A 17,775-nucleotide genomic window follows, 5' to 3' on the forward strand; every position below is an offset into this window, starting at 1 on the left:
TATTAATACAGGGATTCTAAACTCTGACTCGGCATTCTAAGGGGTTCGGCATGACGGTATGCGATGACTTCGATCTTGCAGAGGATCTGCTCAAGGGATTCACCAGATCCGCAATACGTACCAAGGTCCTTCTCTCGCTCAAGGATGGAGAGCTGACCGCAGGAGATCTCGAGAGGCTGCTGGGAACAAGAGCATCGACGATACTGCATGCAGTCAAGGATATGATCGAGTCCGGGACAGTCGTCAGGGGCCTCAGGGGATACACGCTCACAAACACGGGTCGCATTCAGGCGTTGATGCTGAGCAGGCTTTTAAGCGCGATTGTTGTGCTGGAGAAACACAAGGATTTCTGGAGGACCCATGACATCAGCGCGATTCCGGATGATCTCCTTGTGGACATAGGTCTTCTAAGGGATGGTGAGATAGTCAGTGGAGACCCGGCCGCGATACTCAGGACGCAGCAGATATTCGTATCACAGCTCATCTCATCAAGAAGCATATATGGGGTATCGCCCATCATAATTCCAGAGTATCCCACAGCGATAGATACTGCTGTGAAGAACGGTGCGCATGTGGAGCTTGTTCTCACAGCTCCCATTGTTGAGATCGTTGCGAGAGAATACAGGGATATCCTGAAGGATATTCTCAGAAAGGATAACTTTGAGCTCTACAGGCTCGATGCTGAGGTCAGAGCAGCGTTTACAGTCATCGACTCCTCCCTCTCCCTCGGACTCTTCAGGCTCGATGGTGGCTATGATATCGGTCATGACCTGATATGCACAGGTCCTGGGGCCAGAGAATGGGGAATGAGGCTCTTCCTGCACCACAAGAAGAGGGCGGAAAGGATCACTTCAATATAAACATGTGCATCAGCAAAGCAGACTCATGAGACAGCCTGCTGCAGAATATTAACATTGAGGGCGGGCAGATCCCGCCTCGCCGCTCATACCAGGCCAGCGCGCTGGAGCCTCAGCAGGGCTGTTGTATCCAGCTTCTCTCCCTTCTTGAACTGATTCAGGATCTCCTCGGCCTCGCGCTTTGCAGCTTCCTTTGCGCGATCCTCTCTGGCATCGCGGCTCTTCTTCTTGAGGCCCATGATGATCTTATCAAAATCGCGGATCTCCCTCTGTGTCCTTATGAACTCTCTGTGCTGCTCATCCGCCGCCTCCTGAGCCTTTATGAACTCGCGGTGTGCAGCATCTGCCTCGGCCCGCTTCTGATCCGCCTCTTTGAACGTGGCAATCATCTTGTCGTGATACTCCTGGGCCAGCTCAGCGTATCTGGTGACGTCCTCGTGATGCTTCGAGGCCTGCTCGCGCAGCGCCTGCGCCTCCTCAAGCAGCTTCTTCAGCTCCTCGTTCTTCTCGAGCTGCTCCTTGCGGAGCTTGAACTCGTTGTGGAGCATCGCGATCCTCTCGACGAGCTGCTTCTCCTTATCCGGGCTGAGCACCTCGGTCTGCTGCCTGAACTCCAGATGGTCTATCTCCCTGCGAAGCTCGCGGATCGATCTGTCTCCTGAGAGATTGTACTTCTTCCTGATCTCGTCGATCTTCGCATAGATCTGGTTCGTCTTCTCGTTGAGCTCATCGCGAAGCCTCTTTGACTCCGCGACCTTGGTGTTGTACTCGTCGCGAAGCTTCTTGAGCTCCTGTGCCTTCTCTATGAGCTCCTTGGTCTCCTTGTTCAGCTCGTTCCGCTTCGCAGCCCACCTGCTGGCCTCCGCGTTCAGCTGGCTGCGTCTTTCCTTGAAGATAAGCGACTCCTGTTTGAGCTTGGCCTTCTTCTCTTCCAGTTCTGCAAGCATCCTCCTTTTTTCCTCCTTTTCCAGCACATGGCTGGGGTTCTGTCTGGGCCTGCTGCCCAGCACGCCCGTAGGCGTATCTACACCACTCTACGCTATGGGGTTCCCTCGACAGCACATCAGCAGGGTCCTGCACGTCAGATATCAGCAAATCAGTATTACCGCAATGCTATGGCGATGTTGTGATCGTATCGCATGTGCTCTCCACCAAAATACTTCCCTGTTGCGGACCATGCTGGCCAACTACTGCACAGACGTCAGATATCTTTAACGTATTAATCTTTTGGTGGGTCTATGGACCTGTCCGAATAAGGGCTGAATTCAGAGATCTGTTGCTTGCTGCTTTTGGATATGGTGGAGATACTTAATCCCTGCTCGGATCTATGGCAGGCGGAGTTTGCCACTCATGGAGACCTCTGCAATGGTGTGTATTTTGTATGTGATATCTGGCCGCTGCGATGACTGGGCTGAATTGTATGTCAGCGAAATGACCGTTCACAAATCCTGCGGCATCACATATTGATGAGCACAGTGATGATGTGTATAAGAGCGTCCTGTGATCTGTGATAACAACTGTGCTGCGGCATCACATATTGATGAGCACAGTGATGATATGTAAGTACAGGAGTGTGGTAGGCCATCATTTTACTTACAGACAATTATTTAATATCAGAATGCCATTAAAATACTGTTACCGGGATATTCCCGCCATACAGGACCTCCAATCCTGTTTCGGCGTGGCTTTCCTGTACAATATGTATCGCATGCAGAATGGTGTGGGGGTTTTCAGATAGCAGAGCTGCAACCACATTCCAGACATACAGAGGATGTACTGCATGAGCTGAACACTTCTGCAACAGGTCTCAGCCAAAAGGAGGCAGCTGAGCGACTAGAGCGCTTTGGCAGAAACACGCTTCCAAGAGCGAAACCTCTGGGTATATGGTCGCTATTTCTGCGGCAGTTTCTGAGCCCTCTCATTTACGTGCTCCTGGTAGCAGCAGTGGTATCTTTCTTCCTGGAGAGGCATACGGATGCCTTCTTCATCCTGGCTGTGCTTCTGATAAATGCAGTCATCGGCACGGCTCAGGAGTACTCAGCTGAGCGGAATCTTGAGTCTCTTAGAAATCTTGTCAGGACGTACGCACGTGTTGTCAGAGAGGGCGAGAGCTTCGAGGTGGATGCAGAGGAGTGTGTGCCTGGGGACATAGTCCTCCTGGAGGAGGGCATGAAGGTGCCTGCGGATCTCCGTCTCATTGAGACGCACGCGCTCAACGTGGATGAGTCCCTGCTCACAGGAGAGTCAGCCCCTGTATCAAAAGATGCATCTGCTGTGCTGAAATGGAATGCTGCTCTGGGCGATCGTGTCAACATGGCCTTTGCTGGGACCATCGTGACGCGTGGGCGTGGCAAAGGAGTGGTGGTGGCGACCGGCATAGAGACCGAGCTTGGAAGGCTGGCTGAAACCCTTACAGATGTGGAGTCTGCAAAGCCGCCTCTTACCCGGAGAATGGAGGTGTTCTCCGGTAATATAGCGAAGGCAGTCTTGATCGCTGTGCTTCTGATAATCGCCATCGAGGTCAGAAGAGGCATGGATCCGGCACAGGTCTTCGTTCAATCGGTGGCCCTTGCAGTCTCCGCGATTCCAGAAGGACTGCCTGTAGCGCTCACAGTGGTGCTTGCGGTTGCAGTCAACCGCATGGCACGGCGTAACGTCATCGTCCGTCGCATGGTTGCAGTGGAGACCTTGGGATCCTGTGACTTCATAGCATCTGACAAGACCGGCACGCTCACAATGAATGTGCTGACGGCGCGGCTGGTGGCCATACCAGGGCATGGATACATGGAGGTGACAGGAGACGGCATCTCACCAGAGGGGGAGATCAGAACAGCTCACGGGAGACCCACCGAGCGGGAGGAGCATCTCATTAAAAGAGTTGTTACTGCAGCGACTCTCTGTAACGAGGCATTCTTCGGTATGCGCAATGGTCGCTGGGTCCACCATGGGGATACGGTCGACGTGGCGCTTCTTGTCATGGCGCACAAAGTGGGAGTGATGCAGGCGGATGTTACCGCGAAGCACCCCATGGTCGCACAGATACCATTTGCCTCGGAGAGAAAGTTCGCAGCCACGCTTAACAGGGTGGGCGAGAGGCACCAGGTGTTCGTCAAGGGTGCGCCTGAGATACTGATAGAGATGTGCGATAGGATGGTGACAATAGATGGAGATGCACCACTGGAGAGAGATGCGATCGAGAGATGTGCGGCGGATATGGCGAACAACGGCTACAGGGTTCTTGCGATAGCTGATGGTGTGGTTGAAAGCGATGAGGAATTCTCGGACAAGCAGCTCAGAGGGCTCACATTCCTGGCACTGATCGGAATGATCGATCCCTTGAGACCCGAGGCAGAGCATGCGGTGGCAAGATGCAGAAAGGCCGGAATACAGGTTGCGATGGTGACCGGCGATCATCCGATTACTGCGCTGGCCATAGCTCGTGAGCTGGGGCTGGCCCAGAGCATGGAAGAGGTGGTGACAGGCCCGGAGCTCAAAAAGGCGGAACATATCGGAGATGAGGCGTTTGACGATCTCATTCGCCAGGCCAGGGTCTTCGCAAGGGTTGAGCCCAGACAGAAGCTGGACATCGTTCAATCTCTGATCCGCCTGGGGCATACAGTTGCTGTAACTGGAGATGGTGCAAATGATGCGCCTGCTATGCGCGCAGCCCATGTTGGCGTCGCTATGGGGATGAGCGGGACGGATATTGCAAAGGAGAGCGCGGAGCTTGTCATAACAGATGACAACTTCGCATCCATCGTAGCAGGCGTGGAGGAGGGCAGGGTCGCATACAGCAATGTGCGCAAGGTCATATTCCTCCTGGTATCGACAGGTGCTGCGGAGATAGTGCTGTTCTTCCTGTCTCTCTTTGCAGCGGTGCCCCTTCCGCTGCTTGCAGTTCAGCTCCTCTGGCTCAACCTCGTGACAAATGGTATACAGCACATAGGACTCGCTCTGGAGCCGGCTGAGGGCGATGAGATGAGGAGACCGCCAAGGCCTCATGGGGAAGGCATCTTCAACAGAATAATGGTCGAGAGGATACTGCTCTCATCCATCGTAATGGGCGGAATTACATTCATGCTTTACAGGTATCTCCTGAGCACCGGATCGAGCATGGATGAGGCGAGAAACAGCACCATGCTTCTCATGGTGCTCTTCGAGAACTTGCAGGTATTCAACAGCCGCTCAGAGCTGCGCTCCGCATTCAGCCTGAGCCCGATGAGAAACCCCATTCTGGTGATCGGCACTCTCGGAGCACAGCTGGTCCACATAACAGCCATGTACACTCCATGGCTCAGCGGTGTGCTGAACATCGGGCCTGTATCACTTGAACACTGGGCCAGACTTCTGGCACTTGCTCTCACGATACTGGTTGCGATGGAGGCGTACAAGATGGTGCGCCGCAGGGTTCCCAGTGCCTGAGGCTATCTCAAAATAGACTATCACATCGGATTGTTTTTGAGTGTGTCTCAGGGCGTGATCTCCCCGGAGTTCGCGCCATGCTACTCTGTCACTGCTCCTTCCTGAATCTCGGGTTTTCCGCAGACCCCTGCGCATCGGGATGCTCTATAAATCGGATTGCGGAAAAGGATTGCTGGCAGAACCTTTTGCAGCTCGGTTCTCCGAATCATCCATTCCGTTTTCAGCAGCTCTTCTCAAATCCGATATAATCTCTCGAACCTCAGGTCCGAATGTGAGATATCTCACAGGGTATGGTATAACTATTCCGTTCCTGTCGAACTCCTTTTTAATCTCGAAAAGCAGGTCTCGTGTCATATCGAATGCTGTGGACTGATCTTTTGCCCTGGTTAGCAATCTGAGGCTGATGCCCGAGTCCTCGAACGCCATGACTACTGCATTCGGGAGTGAGCCGGTTGGGAGGCAGTCTGGATGTCTCCTCGCCACGTCCACCATTATATCCATTGCTTTTTTGAGATCTGAGTCGTAGCTCACCTGCACATACACCGGAACGAGGACTGATGGATCAACTATGCTGTAGTTGGTCAGAACCTCGCTCTGGAGGACTGAATTAGGGATCACTAGCCTCCGGTTATCCCAAGTCCTCAGGACCGTATGCACAAGTCTCATATCCTCCACATAGCAGTACTCGTCGCGGAACATCACAGCATCGCCGATCCGGAATGGCTGAGATATTGATATCAAGATACCGGCCACCACGTTAGACAGGCTCGACTGGGCTGCCAGGCCCACGACTATTGATGCAAATCCAGCAGCCACAAATAGCGAAGTTATCATGCCAATGGCCTGTGGAAATACTGTAGTTACTGTCGCCATTGCACCGATCAGAGCCACAGATAGAACAACGACTCTTCTGAGGATGCTCAGAGTGGTCATCAGCTCGGGATGTGGTAAAACCAATTTGCTGATTAAAAATTTGTTTAAATAGTGTGCCACGATAAACGTTAGCGTCAGACCTGCTGCTAATTTGATCACAGAGAGCAGAAAGCCATTATCTATGTATGGTATTTGCATCGTGCAGCCTCCTGTGCCCCATATCTGCTGATCTCTCCTGAATATGGCTCACTGAATGAGGGAATAATGCAGGCAGCCGGTGTTATAGGCATGTTCCGGGGAGGTGATGCAGCTGATTTACGGATAATCGAATACATGAAACCCTCTTTCACAGTAGCCTCTCATTAATTTTATAACTTGCCCCGGCAGTAAGCCAGACTGGCAGGGAACTCGTCCCAAAAGGCTCATGAACCCCCAAACTTTTATGGAACAATCGATTACCCAGAATCCGGCATCGAGGCAGGGAAGAGCATGATGGTGAACCTCGGCGGCGTTGTGCCCCTATCCACAATCGACTGGCCCGGGAGACTCTCCGCAGTCGTCTTTCTGCGAGGATGTCCCTTCAGATGTCCATTCTGCCAGAACGCGGAGCTTCAGAGCGGCTGGACGCCAGTGGAGATCTCGGAGCTGATAAACCACCTCTTTCCCAGAAGGGGCGCAGGCCAGAGCATACTCCATGAGTTCAGCGGATCAGTGTGCATCGATTCCGTTGTTCTCTCCGGGGGCGAGCCGCTCGCGCAGAGTGATGCCGTCGTCGCGATTGCAAGGGAAGTCGATGTGCGCGGCCTCGATCTGGGGATTGAGACGAACGGTTACTATCCAGAGAGCCTGGAGGTTTTGATATCAGAAGAATATCTGGACATGGTCTTTCTCGACATCAAGGCAGCTCCTAGGGAGGATATGTATCAGAGGGCCACGGGGATCAGAGACGCTCTCCCACGGGTTCTCAGGAGCCTGGATGTGATCGTGGAGCACGGTATACCTTTCGAGATAAGGATCACGGTCTTTCCCGGGATGCCCTCGGAGGATGAGCTGAAGGAGGTCTCAGATCTTTTGTGGCGCCTGCAGCCCCGCTCCCTCGAGTCGGTCGTCCTCCAGCAAGGCCACCCTCCGCGTGGCGAGTTCGAGCCCGTGTCTGAGGAGGATCTCATCAGGCTTGCGCAATTGTTAAAGTTCAATATCAGGATCAGATCTGTGAGGGGGAGCCTTCCGTGAGGATCATCGGATTCGTGGGGATGCCCGGCTCTGGAAAGAGCGTGGCATCCGATGTTGCGAGGGAGATGGGCATCAGAGTCGTTGTTATGGGTGATGTGGTCAGAGCTGAAGCGAGGAGAAGAGGCCTGGAGCCGACGGATGCTAACCACGGGATGGTAGGGGATGAGCTCAGGCGATCCGAGGGGGAGGATGCGATCGCGAGAAGGTGCCTGGAAGGTTTAAGCAGGGATGAGACGATCGTGGTCGATGGAATAAGGAGCGGTGCGGAGGTTGAGTACTTCAGATCTGTTGCGGATCGGTTTCATCTCATAGAGATATTCACCCCGCCGGAGCAGAGGCTGAGGAGGATCGCGGCCAGAGGCAGGTCTGATGATAATAATTGCGGAGACCTCTCCGAGGCGCTGGAGAGGCGCGACGCCCGGGAGCTCGGCTGGGGGATGGGCGAGGCGATAGCCGCAGCCGGGATGAGAATATGCAACGACTGCACGCTCGATGAGTTCAGGGAGCGAATAAGGGTGGTGCTGGAGGAACTCTGCAGGTCTTGAACAACCTGAAAGGCATCCCTCGTCGGAGCGCCACCGATGTCTGCGGAACTTCATGGCATCGCTGGCAGTTTCATCAGTGAAGTGGGGTTTGCGTCTTCGCCCCCGCAAGTTAAATATCTTTGCAGCAAACAGACTCATGGAGGTGAGATCGAATGTGTACAGTTGGAGGTGGCCCGGATCTAGGCGCGATCGAGGAGGGTCTGTCCGCCAAGGATTACATATGCCTGGACTGCGGAAACAAGTTCAAGGGGATGGGCAAGAGGCCGATGTGTCCCTCATGCAAATCCAGAAACGTAAAGCTTGAGAGATGAGGATCAAGATTGCAGACGATGAGATAGCGTACCTTCGTGGCCGTACGGGAACGCTTGCGCTGGCCAGGACGCTTGGCAGGTATTTCTTTCTCGAGACCGAGCGAGAGGAGATCGTTTTATTCACAGATCCAGGGGATCTGATAGTCGCCTCATCATTCGGCACCGGCGATGCGGTTGAGCGGGGTTTGAGGTGCACGATATTCCACATCCGCGAGCTTGGCTCTCCTCTCATAGTGCTTCCGAAGGGACACCCTGCCTCCCCCAGGCTCAAGGTCGTCGTATCTGTGGGAAAGAGGACGCGCATCAGCTGCAGAATACGGCCAGGGACCCATCCTGAGCAAGATGTGCTCTGCGGGGCTGAGGAGATGGATGGGCTTGAGATACATGGAACGAATGATGGCGCAGAGGTCATTGGATTTGCTGGAGAGGTTTGCGTAGAAAGGCTATGACGCTATCAGCACGCCGCACCACATACGAGACCGACGTGGACGTTTGCATTGATCTCCATGGCAGGGGAGAGGCAGAGGTCTCGACGGGCATAGAGCTTCTCGATGATATGTTGAGGATAATTGCATCATCCGGGCAGTTCGATATCAGAATCAAAGCCAGAGGCGATGAGACCGGAGATCACCACCTCGTCGAAGATGTCGGGATAACACTTGGAATGTGCCTCTCAGCTGTGAAGAGCGGCACCGGTAGCGCGATAGTGCCATATGGGGAGTGCACAGCTCTTGCTGCCGTGAGCTTTGGAGCTCCTGGGTTCAGGGGGGATCTGAAGCTCTCCTTTGAGAAGATCGGCGGAATGGCGATGGAGAACCTGGTACACTTCATGCGGTCTATGGCATACAGCGGATCATTCACCCTCCACGTCATCACAGACGGCGGCGATGACAGGGAGAAGATAGTCTCCGCGATGAAGGCCCTCGGAGCTGCGCTCAGAAACGCGATAGGGGACGGCGGATTCGAGGAGCGACAGCTCTAATAGGAGGCTCTGTTTTGATGTTTCAGTATTGTCAAACTCCTTCCGCCCCTTGAGTTCCTTACCTCATCACTTTCGTGGAAAAATCATCGTGTATCTCAGCATGGCCGAAAGATGGAAATCCTGGATTTTCGTGTCAGAGACCGACAGAACGAATGCGATCGGGATGCATGAGTCTGCAGCTTTGAATTAGAGGGATGTGTGGCGAACGATGATGCTTGAAGTCAGCTCTTCCTGATGGGGTGGCTGAGCGCTCGCCCACACCGGGAGGTATTATGAAGGATATCGTGGAGGTTCTCAGGGATGAGGGCATAACAGTTGATGATATTGTTGCGACTGCTCTGGAGCTGTACGTCCCGCACCCGGGCGTCGAGACCCGTGAGAAGGCGGATGCTGTGTTCAGGAGGGAGCTGAATATTGCACTCTCGGATCCGAACCTGGCCCTTCTCATATACGCGGGGATTCTTCTGGAGGAGAGGGGTAGGATGAAGATGCTTCCGAACCTGAGGGGAGAGGATTACGAGAGGGATCTGACATATCTCATAGCAGATGAGGTTCTTGGCATGAGCATAGCAAAGTACATCGGAGGATACAAGGGAACATTCGAGTACGTCAGGTACGACAAGGCAAAACCCGGGATCCTCTCCAGGCTCGGCCCCTTCATGGACGATGTGATCGGCGGGCTCATCGGTGGCGTTTCCTCGAACATGTACACTAGGGCGGGATTCAGCTGAGAGATCTGCTCTTCGCGATGAGGTCGGGCTTCGGTTTCCTCTCCACGATACCAGTTGGGATAACCATGGAGGGGATCGAGGCCCTGATGAGACATGTCTACATCTTTCCGATCATCGGGATGGCACTGGGCCTGATCTTCGCAGCCGTGGCCTATCTCCTGGACCTCTTTCTGCCTCAGGATATCACGGCCGTATGCATAATGATCGCGATATACTGGGTTTGCGGAATAAACCACATAGATGGCCTCGCAGACTTCGGCGATGGCGTGACCGCGCACGGTAGCATCGAGAAAAAAATAAAGGCCATGAAGGACGTGAACCTTGGATCCGGCGGGGCTGTTTTTGTGATGATGGTTCTACTCTCGCTCTACTCCGCGATCAGGTCCATGGATCATTATATCCTGCCAGCTGCTCTTATTGTCTCTGAAATCTCAGCGAAGCAGTCGATGCTGGCGTTTGCAGCGTTCACAGAGCCGTTCCATTCAGGCCTTGGCCAGATCATGATAGACAGAACAGGAAAGAGGGAGTTCCTGATCGCTCTGATCATCACATCAATCGCATCAGCTCTCCTGCTGAATACAACCGGACTGATAATGGTCATCGCCTCAGTAATATCAGCGCTCTATCTGGTGCGCGTCTCGAAGAGAAACTTCGGCGGTGGGTCGGGCGATGGCATAGGCGCGTCGAATGAGATCGGCAGGGCCGTAGCGCTGTGTGCGGCGCTCGCGCTGGGGGTGAGTGGCTGGACTGCGTGGTGATGGCCGGAGGAAAGGGCAGCAGGCTTGGAATGGGCGAGAAGCCGATGGTCCGGCTCTACAAAAAACCACTGATCGATTATGTCGTGTCAGCCCTCAGACCATCGACCGAGAGGATAATCGTGGCCACGACCAGAGCCACACCTGAGACGAGAAGATGGTCTTTGGGAAAGAATCTGGAGGTTGTGGATACATCTGGATCGGGCTACATCCCGGATATGGTTGAGGCTGTGGAGCGCGCGGGTATATCCGGGCCCGTCATGGTGATAATGGCAGATCTTCCTTTGATCACAGAGGAGATCGTGAGAGAGGTTATTGATGCGTATAAATCCAGGCCGGAGCCTGCGCTCTCCGTCCATACCCTTCTGAGCCTCCACAGATCTCTCGGCAGAAGGCCTGATGTGATCTTCAACTACATGGGAGAGCTAATAGTGCCGGCTGGCGTGAACATTCTCACAGGATCGAGGATCTCCGATGAGCAGGAGGACTTTCACCTCATCATGAACAGAATCGAGCTCGCGATCAACATAAATACACCAGATGATCTCAGGATCTGCGAGAGGATCATAAAAAGACGGATGGAATCGCAGGGTGATATGGATTGAACGGAGACATCATCATAGATGGAGAGGTCTACAGGATCTCAGAACTTGAGCTCCTCACGGGCGAGAGGAATCCGAAGAACACCAGGGATTACATCCTGCTGCTCGCAAAGGTTCTGCAGAACCCTATGAGGCTTCCTGAGCTGCTCAGGGAGTTCTGCACGCTGAGGAACACGCTCAGCGAACCCGAAAAGGAGGAGTTGCGCATGGCGCTGCTCAGGGTGCAGATAGACAGCGAGCTCAGGATGCATGAGGACATCCTGCGGTTCCAGCAAAGGCGCTACGTGGCCCAGGTGATAGAGATCCTCATCTTCAAGGAGCTTCTGCTGGCGCCGAAGGAGATAGAGGGCGATTTTGAGTGACTGACATAGAACACACCCATGATCAGCTGAGTCCTGTCCGTGCTTAAGAGCCGCCCAGCGCGACTGCAGCATCTTGAAGAACAGAGGCGCATCTCCGCTTTGGTGAGCGCTGACACGATACTCCTTCGACCAGAGGGAACATTTTTCCATCAAAACGCTCATCCGAAATCATGGGCCAGTTTGTCATAACGCCAGCGGCTGGAAAGCGTCTGATAGCCAGGGCTGTGGCCGCGCATCCTGCGGTCCGTGAGGCGATGCGATCCGGTAATGTAGTGATAGTCGCAGGCACCACGAACAGTTACGTGGCTGAGGAGCTGCTCGAGCTGATCGGCCAGAGGGACGGATTCTCGAGGCGCAGGTTCTTTAGGGGCATCACGCTTCCTCCCTGGATGGAGACCAGCGAGACGGGCCGTCTTCCGGACGAGCTTGGCTTCCCCGGTGATGTGGTCATAAGGGAAGGGAAATGGAGCAGGGGGCTGACGCTCTTCGATGTGGTCGACGATCTCTCAGAGGGCGATCTGATAATCAAAGGTGCAAACGCGCTCGATCTCCGGCGGAGACAGGTCGCTGTCCTCATAGGGCATCCACGAGGAGGGACGATCATCGCTGCGCTCCAGGCCGCAGTCGGGCGCAGGGTCTCTCTGATGATTCCTGTTGGTCTTGAGAAGCGTGTAGATGCTGATCTCATGGATCTCTCGCGCAGGCTGAACGCTCCGGGATCGATGGGGCTGCGCCTTCTTCCTGTACCGGGTGAGATAATAACAGAGCTCGATGCGATACGCATTCTGACAGGCGCAGAGGCAGAGGTCATGGCCGCTGGCGGCGTCTGCGGCGCTGAGGGCAGCGTCTGGCTCCACGTCCATGGAGACGGAGAGAAGGCTGCCTCAGAGCTTATCAGATCGATAGCATCTGAGCCTGCCTTCGATCTGCAGAAATGACCTACAGAAATCACCATATTGATTGAGGGGAATCCAGCAACGGATGGGTGGGTTCACGTGAGGGTTCTCCCCATTGCAGGAGAGGCGGTCCTCATCGCAGAGGGCGAACACAGAGTCATGGTTGTTGCGGATCTGCATCTTGGCATCGAGTACGAGCTCTGGCTCGGGGGCGCGAACCTCCCGAGCCAGACAGGAAGGCTACTTGATCGGATTCTGGGTGTGATTGAAGCACATGATCCTGAGAGACTGGTTGTGCTCGGTGACCTGAAGCACAACGTGCCCAGAACGAGCTGGCAGGAAAGGGTCGAGGTGCCCGAGTTCATCAGCAAGCTCTCCAAGGTTGTAAAGGTCGTTCTGGTTCCAGGGAACCACGATACAGGTCTGCGGGATCTCGCACCAGGAGCAGAGGTCTGCGAGCCTGAGGGAGTGGTGATCGATGGCGTCGGGTACTTCCACGGTCACACCTTTCCCAGCCAGGAGGTGCTATCATCCGGAATTCTCATCACCGCGCACCTTCATCCATCCGTCAGGCTCGTGGATCCCCTGGGTGCATCGAGGAGCGAGCGGGTCTGGGCGAGATCATCCCCGAGGGGATATGAAAGCGAGATTATCATCATGCCGGCCTTCAACCCACTCTGCGGCAGCCTGCCCCTGAATGAGATGGATGAGAAGAAGGGCCCGCTCATGAAGCTCGTCGATTTGAATCGCTCCAAGATATACCTCCTCGACGGCACGTATTTGGGAAGGCTTGAGGAGATAATATCAGCTCAGAGACGCAAAAAGAGGTGAACAAAAGAAATACGTCGTCAGATGGCCAGCCCCTTCGCGTACGCAGATATGCAGCCGGAAATTGGCCACACGAACTTTATATCCATCAGATGCTCGTCCCAGGAGCTCAGCGGGAACCTGTCGATGTTGTTTCTCTCCTCGCCGCTCTGTATGTTGTATGGACTGCATACCTCCTGGCAGATGTGATCGCTGTAGTAGTTCCCCTCGCTGCCGTTGTCCCAGATGTTCCTCCCGTAGTAGACCGAGCTGTCCAGTGCGCTCTGCCTGTTGTCTATCATCGCATTGTGGTAGAGCGTGTTGGCCGTGCTGTAGATGTCCAGACGAATGCCCACTCCGTTCATCATCGCGCGGTTGCCGCGGATAGTGTTGTTCTCCGAGCGCGAGATGTCTATGCCAATTGCATTGCTGTGCACGCTGTTCCCGATCACCATGTTGTCCTTCGATCCCTCTATCCTGATGCCCGCGTCGTGGTTGCTGCTCGCGTTGTTCCTGTGAACTATGTTGCACCTGCTCTCATCTGAGATGAGGATGCCATCCTTTATGCTGCTGATGACGGTGTTGCTGGAGATCAGATTGTTTGTCGCGCGTTCTGTTTTTATCCCGAAACCATTTCCATTGAGGCTGTTTCCGGAGATGTTGTTCTCGTAGGATTCTATGACCTCTATCCCGCACTCTCCGTTTCCGTAGATGTCATTGCTCTCTATCACATTTCCGCTGGACATGTTCAGTATCTCTATTCCAGCACCATGACTCATAGATACGTTGTTCCTGGAGATCATGTTGCTAGAGCCCTCTATCTCCATTCCGTCGTGGATGTTCTCCAGCAGCTCATTGCTCTCAATTACATTGCCATCGCCATATACTATGATCCCACAATCATCATTTGCGTTGATCCTGTTCCACTGCACTGTATTATTGCTACCCCATATCTTCATGCCCACGAGGCTGTTTCTGGTGATGCTGCAGTTGATGATGCTGTTGCCGGAGCTTCTTATCACAACGCCAGAGCCAGCGCACTCGCTGACGTTGCATCCCTCGATCCGGCTGCCGTTCGACTCGATGACAATTCCGCCCCCGATGATGTTTATGCCGCTCAAGGCCACACCATCAGCAAGTATCCTGATCTCGCCATCGATTATCGCGCTCTCTTGACCTATAATGTTCACGGTCTTATTGACGATCAGGCTCTCACTGTACGTTCCCGGCTGGAGATAGATCGTATCTCCATCGGATGCGGAACTGAGCGCATCTCCTACTGATCCAGCGGGTTGGAGCTCTGCTGCACTTGCGTGGAGCGGGGTGTGTCTAATATGCTAATATTAGAATATGCTGTATTCCAAAGTTAAGCTAAGATAAATTTTAATATACCATAAAACAAGCAAATAACATGCTTAAGAGATGGGATACAAGATTATACGATATTAAGTTAATATTAGAAGTATTTGATTCGTTATCGTTAGATTTGCGATCAATAAATGCTCCAAAACCAAAAGTTTATGATTTGGAGACCATAATTAAGGCACTTTTGATAAAAGAGTTTGAGGGGCATTCTTTAAGATCAGCAGAAGTTAGGATTAAAGAAGTGCTTGGAATAAGAATTGATCATTCAGTTTTGCATTTCTGGGAAAAGAATTTATCTTCAAATATTGAAGAGATATTAAATAAAGTTCTTGAAAGGTTACAATCAATAGATTATACAGATAGTTTCATTGATTCCACTAAATTCTGCTGTGTTGGATAACTATTTAAACTAGGAAAATATATAATATATTTCATGGCCTATGAGGATAACCGCAATTGGCGCGAATACAATGAGAAATTGGTTAGGCGAGGATGGTTTTACCTTAGCACTGACTTTGTGAATAATTGGGATGAAGAGCTACTGAAGATGAATAAGAACAAGAATGGCAGACCCTATCGCTATCCTGAGACATTTATTCAATTTTGTGGTTTAGCATACGCCTTTCTTCATTTACCATACAGGCAGCTCGAAGGATTTATTCAGGCGCTAAGCGGATTTGTTCCTGGGCTGTTGGCTGCCGATTATTCGACATTATGGCAGAGGATTACGAATTTGGAGTTGAATATTCCAATACCTGATAACGATTTAGTGGTCGCAGTTGACTCAACAGGAATGAAGGTTACGAATAGAGGCGACTGGATGAGAGAAAGTCATGGTGTTGAACGCAGAGGCTGGATAAAAGTGCATATCGCCGTAGATGTTGAAACAAGGAAGCCCGTAACCTTCGAGATAACCGATGAGACCGTCACTGATCATGAGATGGTAAAACCGCTGCTGGAAGATGTTAAGCTTGAAGATTCACTGATGGATGGAGCTTATGATAAGGAGGGGGTATTCGATTTCATGAAAGAGAAGGGCGTAGATATGCCTGGAATCAAGATCAGGAAGAATGCTATCGTCAAAGCAGGCTCGTCCAGAGCCGAACCAGTTCTTGAGTTTATGAAGTATGGATACCACAGTTGGAAAATTGTGCATGGATATGGAAGAAGGTGGGCGGCTGAAAGTGTATTCTCAGCAATTAAGAGGATATTTGGCGAGACTGTGAGGGCCACTTCGAAGGAAGGCATGATTCGCGAAGTACGCAGGATGTTCACATTTTATACTATAATTTTAAGCGTATAACATTATGACGAAGATTCTTGAAAGAATAAGAGAGAATATATGAATATAAAGCTACTTATCCAACACAGCACTAAATTCGCAAATAAAAAAAGGATATCATAAAGATACAAGCAATAACCAGGAAAAATGAAACGATATTCCCTGTGGAAACGAGGATAAAATCGGAACTAACAGTGCCTGAGGGATCAGGCTATTTATTTGGTGACGGTGAATATGATTCCAGGAAATTTTTGAATGATGTTGTAGATAAAGGTTACATGCCTGTTATTAAACCGAGAAAAATAAGTGCCGGTGGTTTTGGATCCAGAATCAGAGATCGGATCTTTAATAGAGAAATATACAAACACAGATCAGTTTGTGAAGGATTCTTTGGTGCTTTGACCAATTGGTTTGGAGATAGAATACCATGTTTCCTCGAAGAGACAACTATTACAAGGATGCTTCTGAGAGTACTGGCTTATGCATTGAGAATTCTATCAAGATTTAGTATAAAATAAATTTGAATGATAGACACACCCGCGTGGAGCGTGAGCGTTATAAAGAGCAGAATGATTATCCTCAGAAATCTCATGGTCTCACCCGCTCAGGTCCGACTTCAGGCGGTCGTCCATGGAAGCACCATCCAGGTTGGCCTTCTCGAGCGATCTCAGTGTGAACTCATCGTACTCGATGTTGCGCAGGCTCGCCCCGCTCAGATCCACGTTCGTCATCTCGACCATGTGCATCGTCACATCATTCAGCACCGCCCCTGCGAGGTTCGAGTTTGTGAGGAAGACTGTGTCCATCTTCGCCTTTTTGATCTGCACCCCATGCATATCGATGTCCCTGAGGTCGAGATTGAAGAGCGATGTCTTGTACAGGATTGCTCCGCTGAGGTTTACACCTGTCGTCTTCACAGAATCCAGCACCACCTCTGAGATATCCGCGCCTGCCAGATTGGCCCCGCTGAGATCCGCGTAGCGCATCTTGCAGCCGCTTAGGTCCGTATCTCTCAGCTCTGCCTCTGTGAGGTCTGCATAATCCAGGCTTGCGTCACTCAGATCCGCGCCTGTCATTCTGGCCCTCATCATGTATGACCGCGTGAAGTCGGAGCCGCTGAGATCTGTACCTGTCAGGTTCGCTCCGTAGAGCTCAGCTCTGGAGAACTGGCTCTCCCTGAACCGGCTCCTGCTCATATCCGCCCAGCTCAGATGAGCGCCGACGAAGTTCGCATGGCTAAGCGATGCGCCGGAGAAGACCGCGCCTGTGAGATCTGTGCGAAAGAACCTGGTTCCAGTCATCTCAGCATCCTCAAGAGAGACATCGTCCATCAGGGCCTCTGTGCAGTCCGCCATGGTCAGATTTGCGTTTACCAGACTTGCACCACTAAGCCGCGCGTTCCTGAGCTTGGCCCTGGAGAGATCCGTGCCGCTGAGATTTGCGCCGCTGAGGTCCGCCATGCTCAGATCCGCGCCTGCCAGCGAAGCACCTTCGAGGTTTGCATTAACAAGCCAGGCGGATCTCAGATAGGCTCCGTTGAGGTTTGCACCCCTGAGATCCGCGCCCGTCAGGTCTGACTGGTTGAGACTTGCGCCGCTGAGATCCCGGCCGCGCAGATCAGAGAAACGGAGATCAGATCTGTCACATATATCCACTGCATATGCAGTGCTCATTAAAATCGTGAGAATTATTATCATTTTATAACCTGAGCTCATAATACCACCTGGGCGCAGGGATCCATTTGGCCGCTTG

20 protein-coding genes are annotated in these 17,775 nt (G+C 52.4%); 16 read left to right on the top strand and 4 right to left on the bottom strand.

Going from position 1 to position 17,775, the window contains the following annotated elements:
* The first annotated feature begins 50 nt into the window (after positions 1-50).
* Positions 51-860: a helix-turn-helix transcriptional regulator gene (locus MTHE_RS05255; protein ID WP_011696186.1), complete on the top strand. Its 810-nt coding sequence runs from the start codon at positions 51-53 to the stop codon at positions 858-860.
* 83 nt (positions 861-943) lie between these two features.
* Here MTHE_RS05255 and MTHE_RS05260 read toward each other — a convergent pair whose 3' ends face one another.
* Positions 944-1,804 (bottom strand): coiled-coil protein, encoded by an 861-nt coding sequence (locus MTHE_RS05260; protein WP_011696187.1) that lies wholly within the window; start codon positions 1,802-1,804, stop codon positions 944-946.
* Between the two features lie 796 nt (positions 1,805-2,600).
* On the opposite strand from MTHE_RS05260, the gene MTHE_RS05270 reads away from it, so the two are divergent.
* A complete protein-coding gene (locus tag MTHE_RS05270) occupies positions 2,601-5,279 on the top strand; it encodes a cation-translocating P-type ATPase (RefSeq protein ID WP_268741207.1) in 2,679 nt (892 codons plus the stop codon).
* 144 nt (positions 5,280-5,423) lie between these two features.
* On the opposite strand, the gene MTHE_RS05275 is transcribed toward MTHE_RS05270, so the two are convergent.
* The gene (locus MTHE_RS05275) at positions 5,424-6,236 is read right to left on the bottom strand and encodes a mechanosensitive ion channel family protein (protein ID WP_175265827.1); all 813 of its coding nucleotides are present in this window, start codon (positions 6,234-6,236) and stop codon (positions 5,424-5,426) included.
* Between the two features lie 405 nt (positions 6,237-6,641).
* Between MTHE_RS05275 and MTHE_RS05280 the strand changes: the two genes are divergently transcribed.
* From MTHE_RS05280 to MTHE_RS05330, 11 genes are all read left to right on the top strand, one after another.
* A complete protein-coding gene (locus MTHE_RS05280; RefSeq protein WP_011696190.1) occupies positions 6,642-7,385 on the top strand; it encodes an anaerobic ribonucleoside-triphosphate reductase activating protein in 744 nt (247 codons plus the stop codon).
* Positions 7,382-7,930, top strand: coding sequence for an AAA family ATPase (locus MTHE_RS05285; protein WP_011696191.1), 549 nt, complete (start codon positions 7,382-7,384; stop codon positions 7,928-7,930). Before MTHE_RS05280 ends, MTHE_RS05285 begins: the two co-directional genes overlap by 4 nt.
* A gap of 152 nt (positions 7,931-8,082) precedes the next feature.
* On the top strand, positions 8,083-8,241 hold the full coding sequence (locus MTHE_RS05290) for a hypothetical protein (protein ID WP_011696192.1): 159 nt from the start codon (positions 8,083-8,085) through the stop codon (positions 8,239-8,241).
* Positions 8,238-8,690 carry a hypothetical protein gene (locus MTHE_RS05295; protein WP_011696193.1) on the top strand — a complete coding sequence of 151 codons (453 nt, stop codon included), beginning with the start codon at positions 8,238-8,240 and terminating at the stop codon, positions 8,688-8,690. Before MTHE_RS05290 ends, MTHE_RS05295 begins: the two co-directional genes overlap by 4 nt.
* Complete coding sequence (locus MTHE_RS05300) at positions 8,672-9,223, top strand: histidinol-phosphatase and imidazoleglycerol-phosphate dehydratase HisB (RefSeq protein ID WP_011696194.1); 552 nt, start codon at positions 8,672-8,674, stop codon at positions 9,221-9,223. The genes MTHE_RS05295 and MTHE_RS05300 overlap by 19 nt, the downstream gene beginning before the upstream one ends.
* Positions 9,224-9,495: 272 nt before the next feature.
* Positions 9,496-9,954, top strand: a complete 459-nt coding sequence (gene cobZ / locus MTHE_RS05305) for an alpha-ribazole phosphatase CobZ (protein WP_011696195.1) — start codon at positions 9,496-9,498, stop codon at positions 9,952-9,954.
* Between the two features lie 17 nt (positions 9,955-9,971).
* Positions 9,972-10,712, top strand: a complete 741-nt coding sequence (gene cobS / locus MTHE_RS05310) for an adenosylcobinamide-GDP ribazoletransferase (protein ID WP_011696196.1) — start codon at positions 9,972-9,974, stop codon at positions 10,710-10,712.
* The gene (locus MTHE_RS05315; RefSeq protein WP_011696197.1) at positions 10,712-11,314 is read left to right on the top strand and encodes an NTP transferase domain-containing protein; all 603 of its coding nucleotides are present in this window, start codon (positions 10,712-10,714) and stop codon (positions 11,312-11,314) included. Before cobS ends, MTHE_RS05315 begins: the two co-directional genes overlap by 1 nt.
* Positions 11,311-11,673 (top strand): hypothetical protein, encoded by a 363-nt coding sequence (locus tag MTHE_RS05320; protein ID WP_011696198.1) that lies wholly within the window; start codon positions 11,311-11,313, stop codon positions 11,671-11,673. The genes MTHE_RS05315 and MTHE_RS05320 overlap by 4 nt, the downstream gene beginning before the upstream one ends.
* A gap of 170 nt (positions 11,674-11,843) precedes the next feature.
* Entirely contained in the window at positions 11,844-12,611 is a 768-nt protein-coding gene (locus tag MTHE_RS05325; RefSeq protein WP_011696199.1) for a hypothetical protein, read from the top strand.
* Positions 12,612-12,668: 57 nt separating this feature from the next.
* A complete protein-coding gene (locus MTHE_RS05330; RefSeq protein WP_011696200.1) occupies positions 12,669-13,400 on the top strand; it encodes a metallophosphoesterase in 732 nt (243 codons plus the stop codon).
* 17 nt (positions 13,401-13,417) lie between these two features.
* On the opposite strand, the gene MTHE_RS05335 is transcribed toward MTHE_RS05330, so the two are convergent.
* The gene (locus MTHE_RS05335; RefSeq protein WP_011696201.1) at positions 13,418-14,566 is read right to left on the bottom strand and encodes a right-handed parallel beta-helix repeat-containing protein; all 1,149 of its coding nucleotides are present in this window, start codon (positions 14,564-14,566) and stop codon (positions 13,418-13,420) included.
* A 221-nt stretch (positions 14,567-14,787) separates the two neighbouring features.
* On the opposite strand from MTHE_RS05335, the gene MTHE_RS05340 reads away from it, so the two are divergent.
* From MTHE_RS05340 to MTHE_RS05350, 3 genes are all read left to right on the top strand, one after another.
* The gene (locus MTHE_RS05340; protein ID WP_175265828.1) at positions 14,788-15,141 is read left to right on the top strand and encodes a hypothetical protein; all 354 of its coding nucleotides are present in this window, start codon (positions 14,788-14,790) and stop codon (positions 15,139-15,141) included.
* A gap of 33 nt (positions 15,142-15,174) precedes the next feature.
* Positions 15,175-16,044 (top strand): IS5-like element ISMth3 family transposase, encoded by an 870-nt coding sequence (locus MTHE_RS05345; RefSeq protein WP_011695394.1) that lies wholly within the window; start codon positions 15,175-15,177, stop codon positions 16,042-16,044.
* 143 nt (positions 16,045-16,187) lie between these two features.
* Positions 16,188-16,541: a transposase gene (locus MTHE_RS05350; protein ID WP_175265684.1), complete on the top strand. Its 354-nt coding sequence runs from the start codon at positions 16,188-16,190 to the stop codon at positions 16,539-16,541.
* A 78-nt stretch (positions 16,542-16,619) separates the two neighbouring features.
* Here the strand turns inward: MTHE_RS05350 and MTHE_RS05355 are convergent, their stop codons facing one another.
* Positions 16,620-17,738 (bottom strand): pentapeptide repeat-containing protein, encoded by a 1,119-nt coding sequence (locus MTHE_RS05355; protein WP_175265829.1) that lies wholly within the window; start codon positions 17,736-17,738, stop codon positions 16,620-16,622.
* Between the last annotated feature and the right edge of the window lie 37 nt (positions 17,739-17,775).

The sequence above is a fragment of the Methanothrix thermoacetophila PT genome, from assembly GCF_000014945.1.
Taxonomy (GTDB): Archaea; Halobacteriota; Methanosarcinia; order Methanotrichales; family Methanotrichaceae; genus Methanothrix_B; species Methanothrix_B thermoacetophila.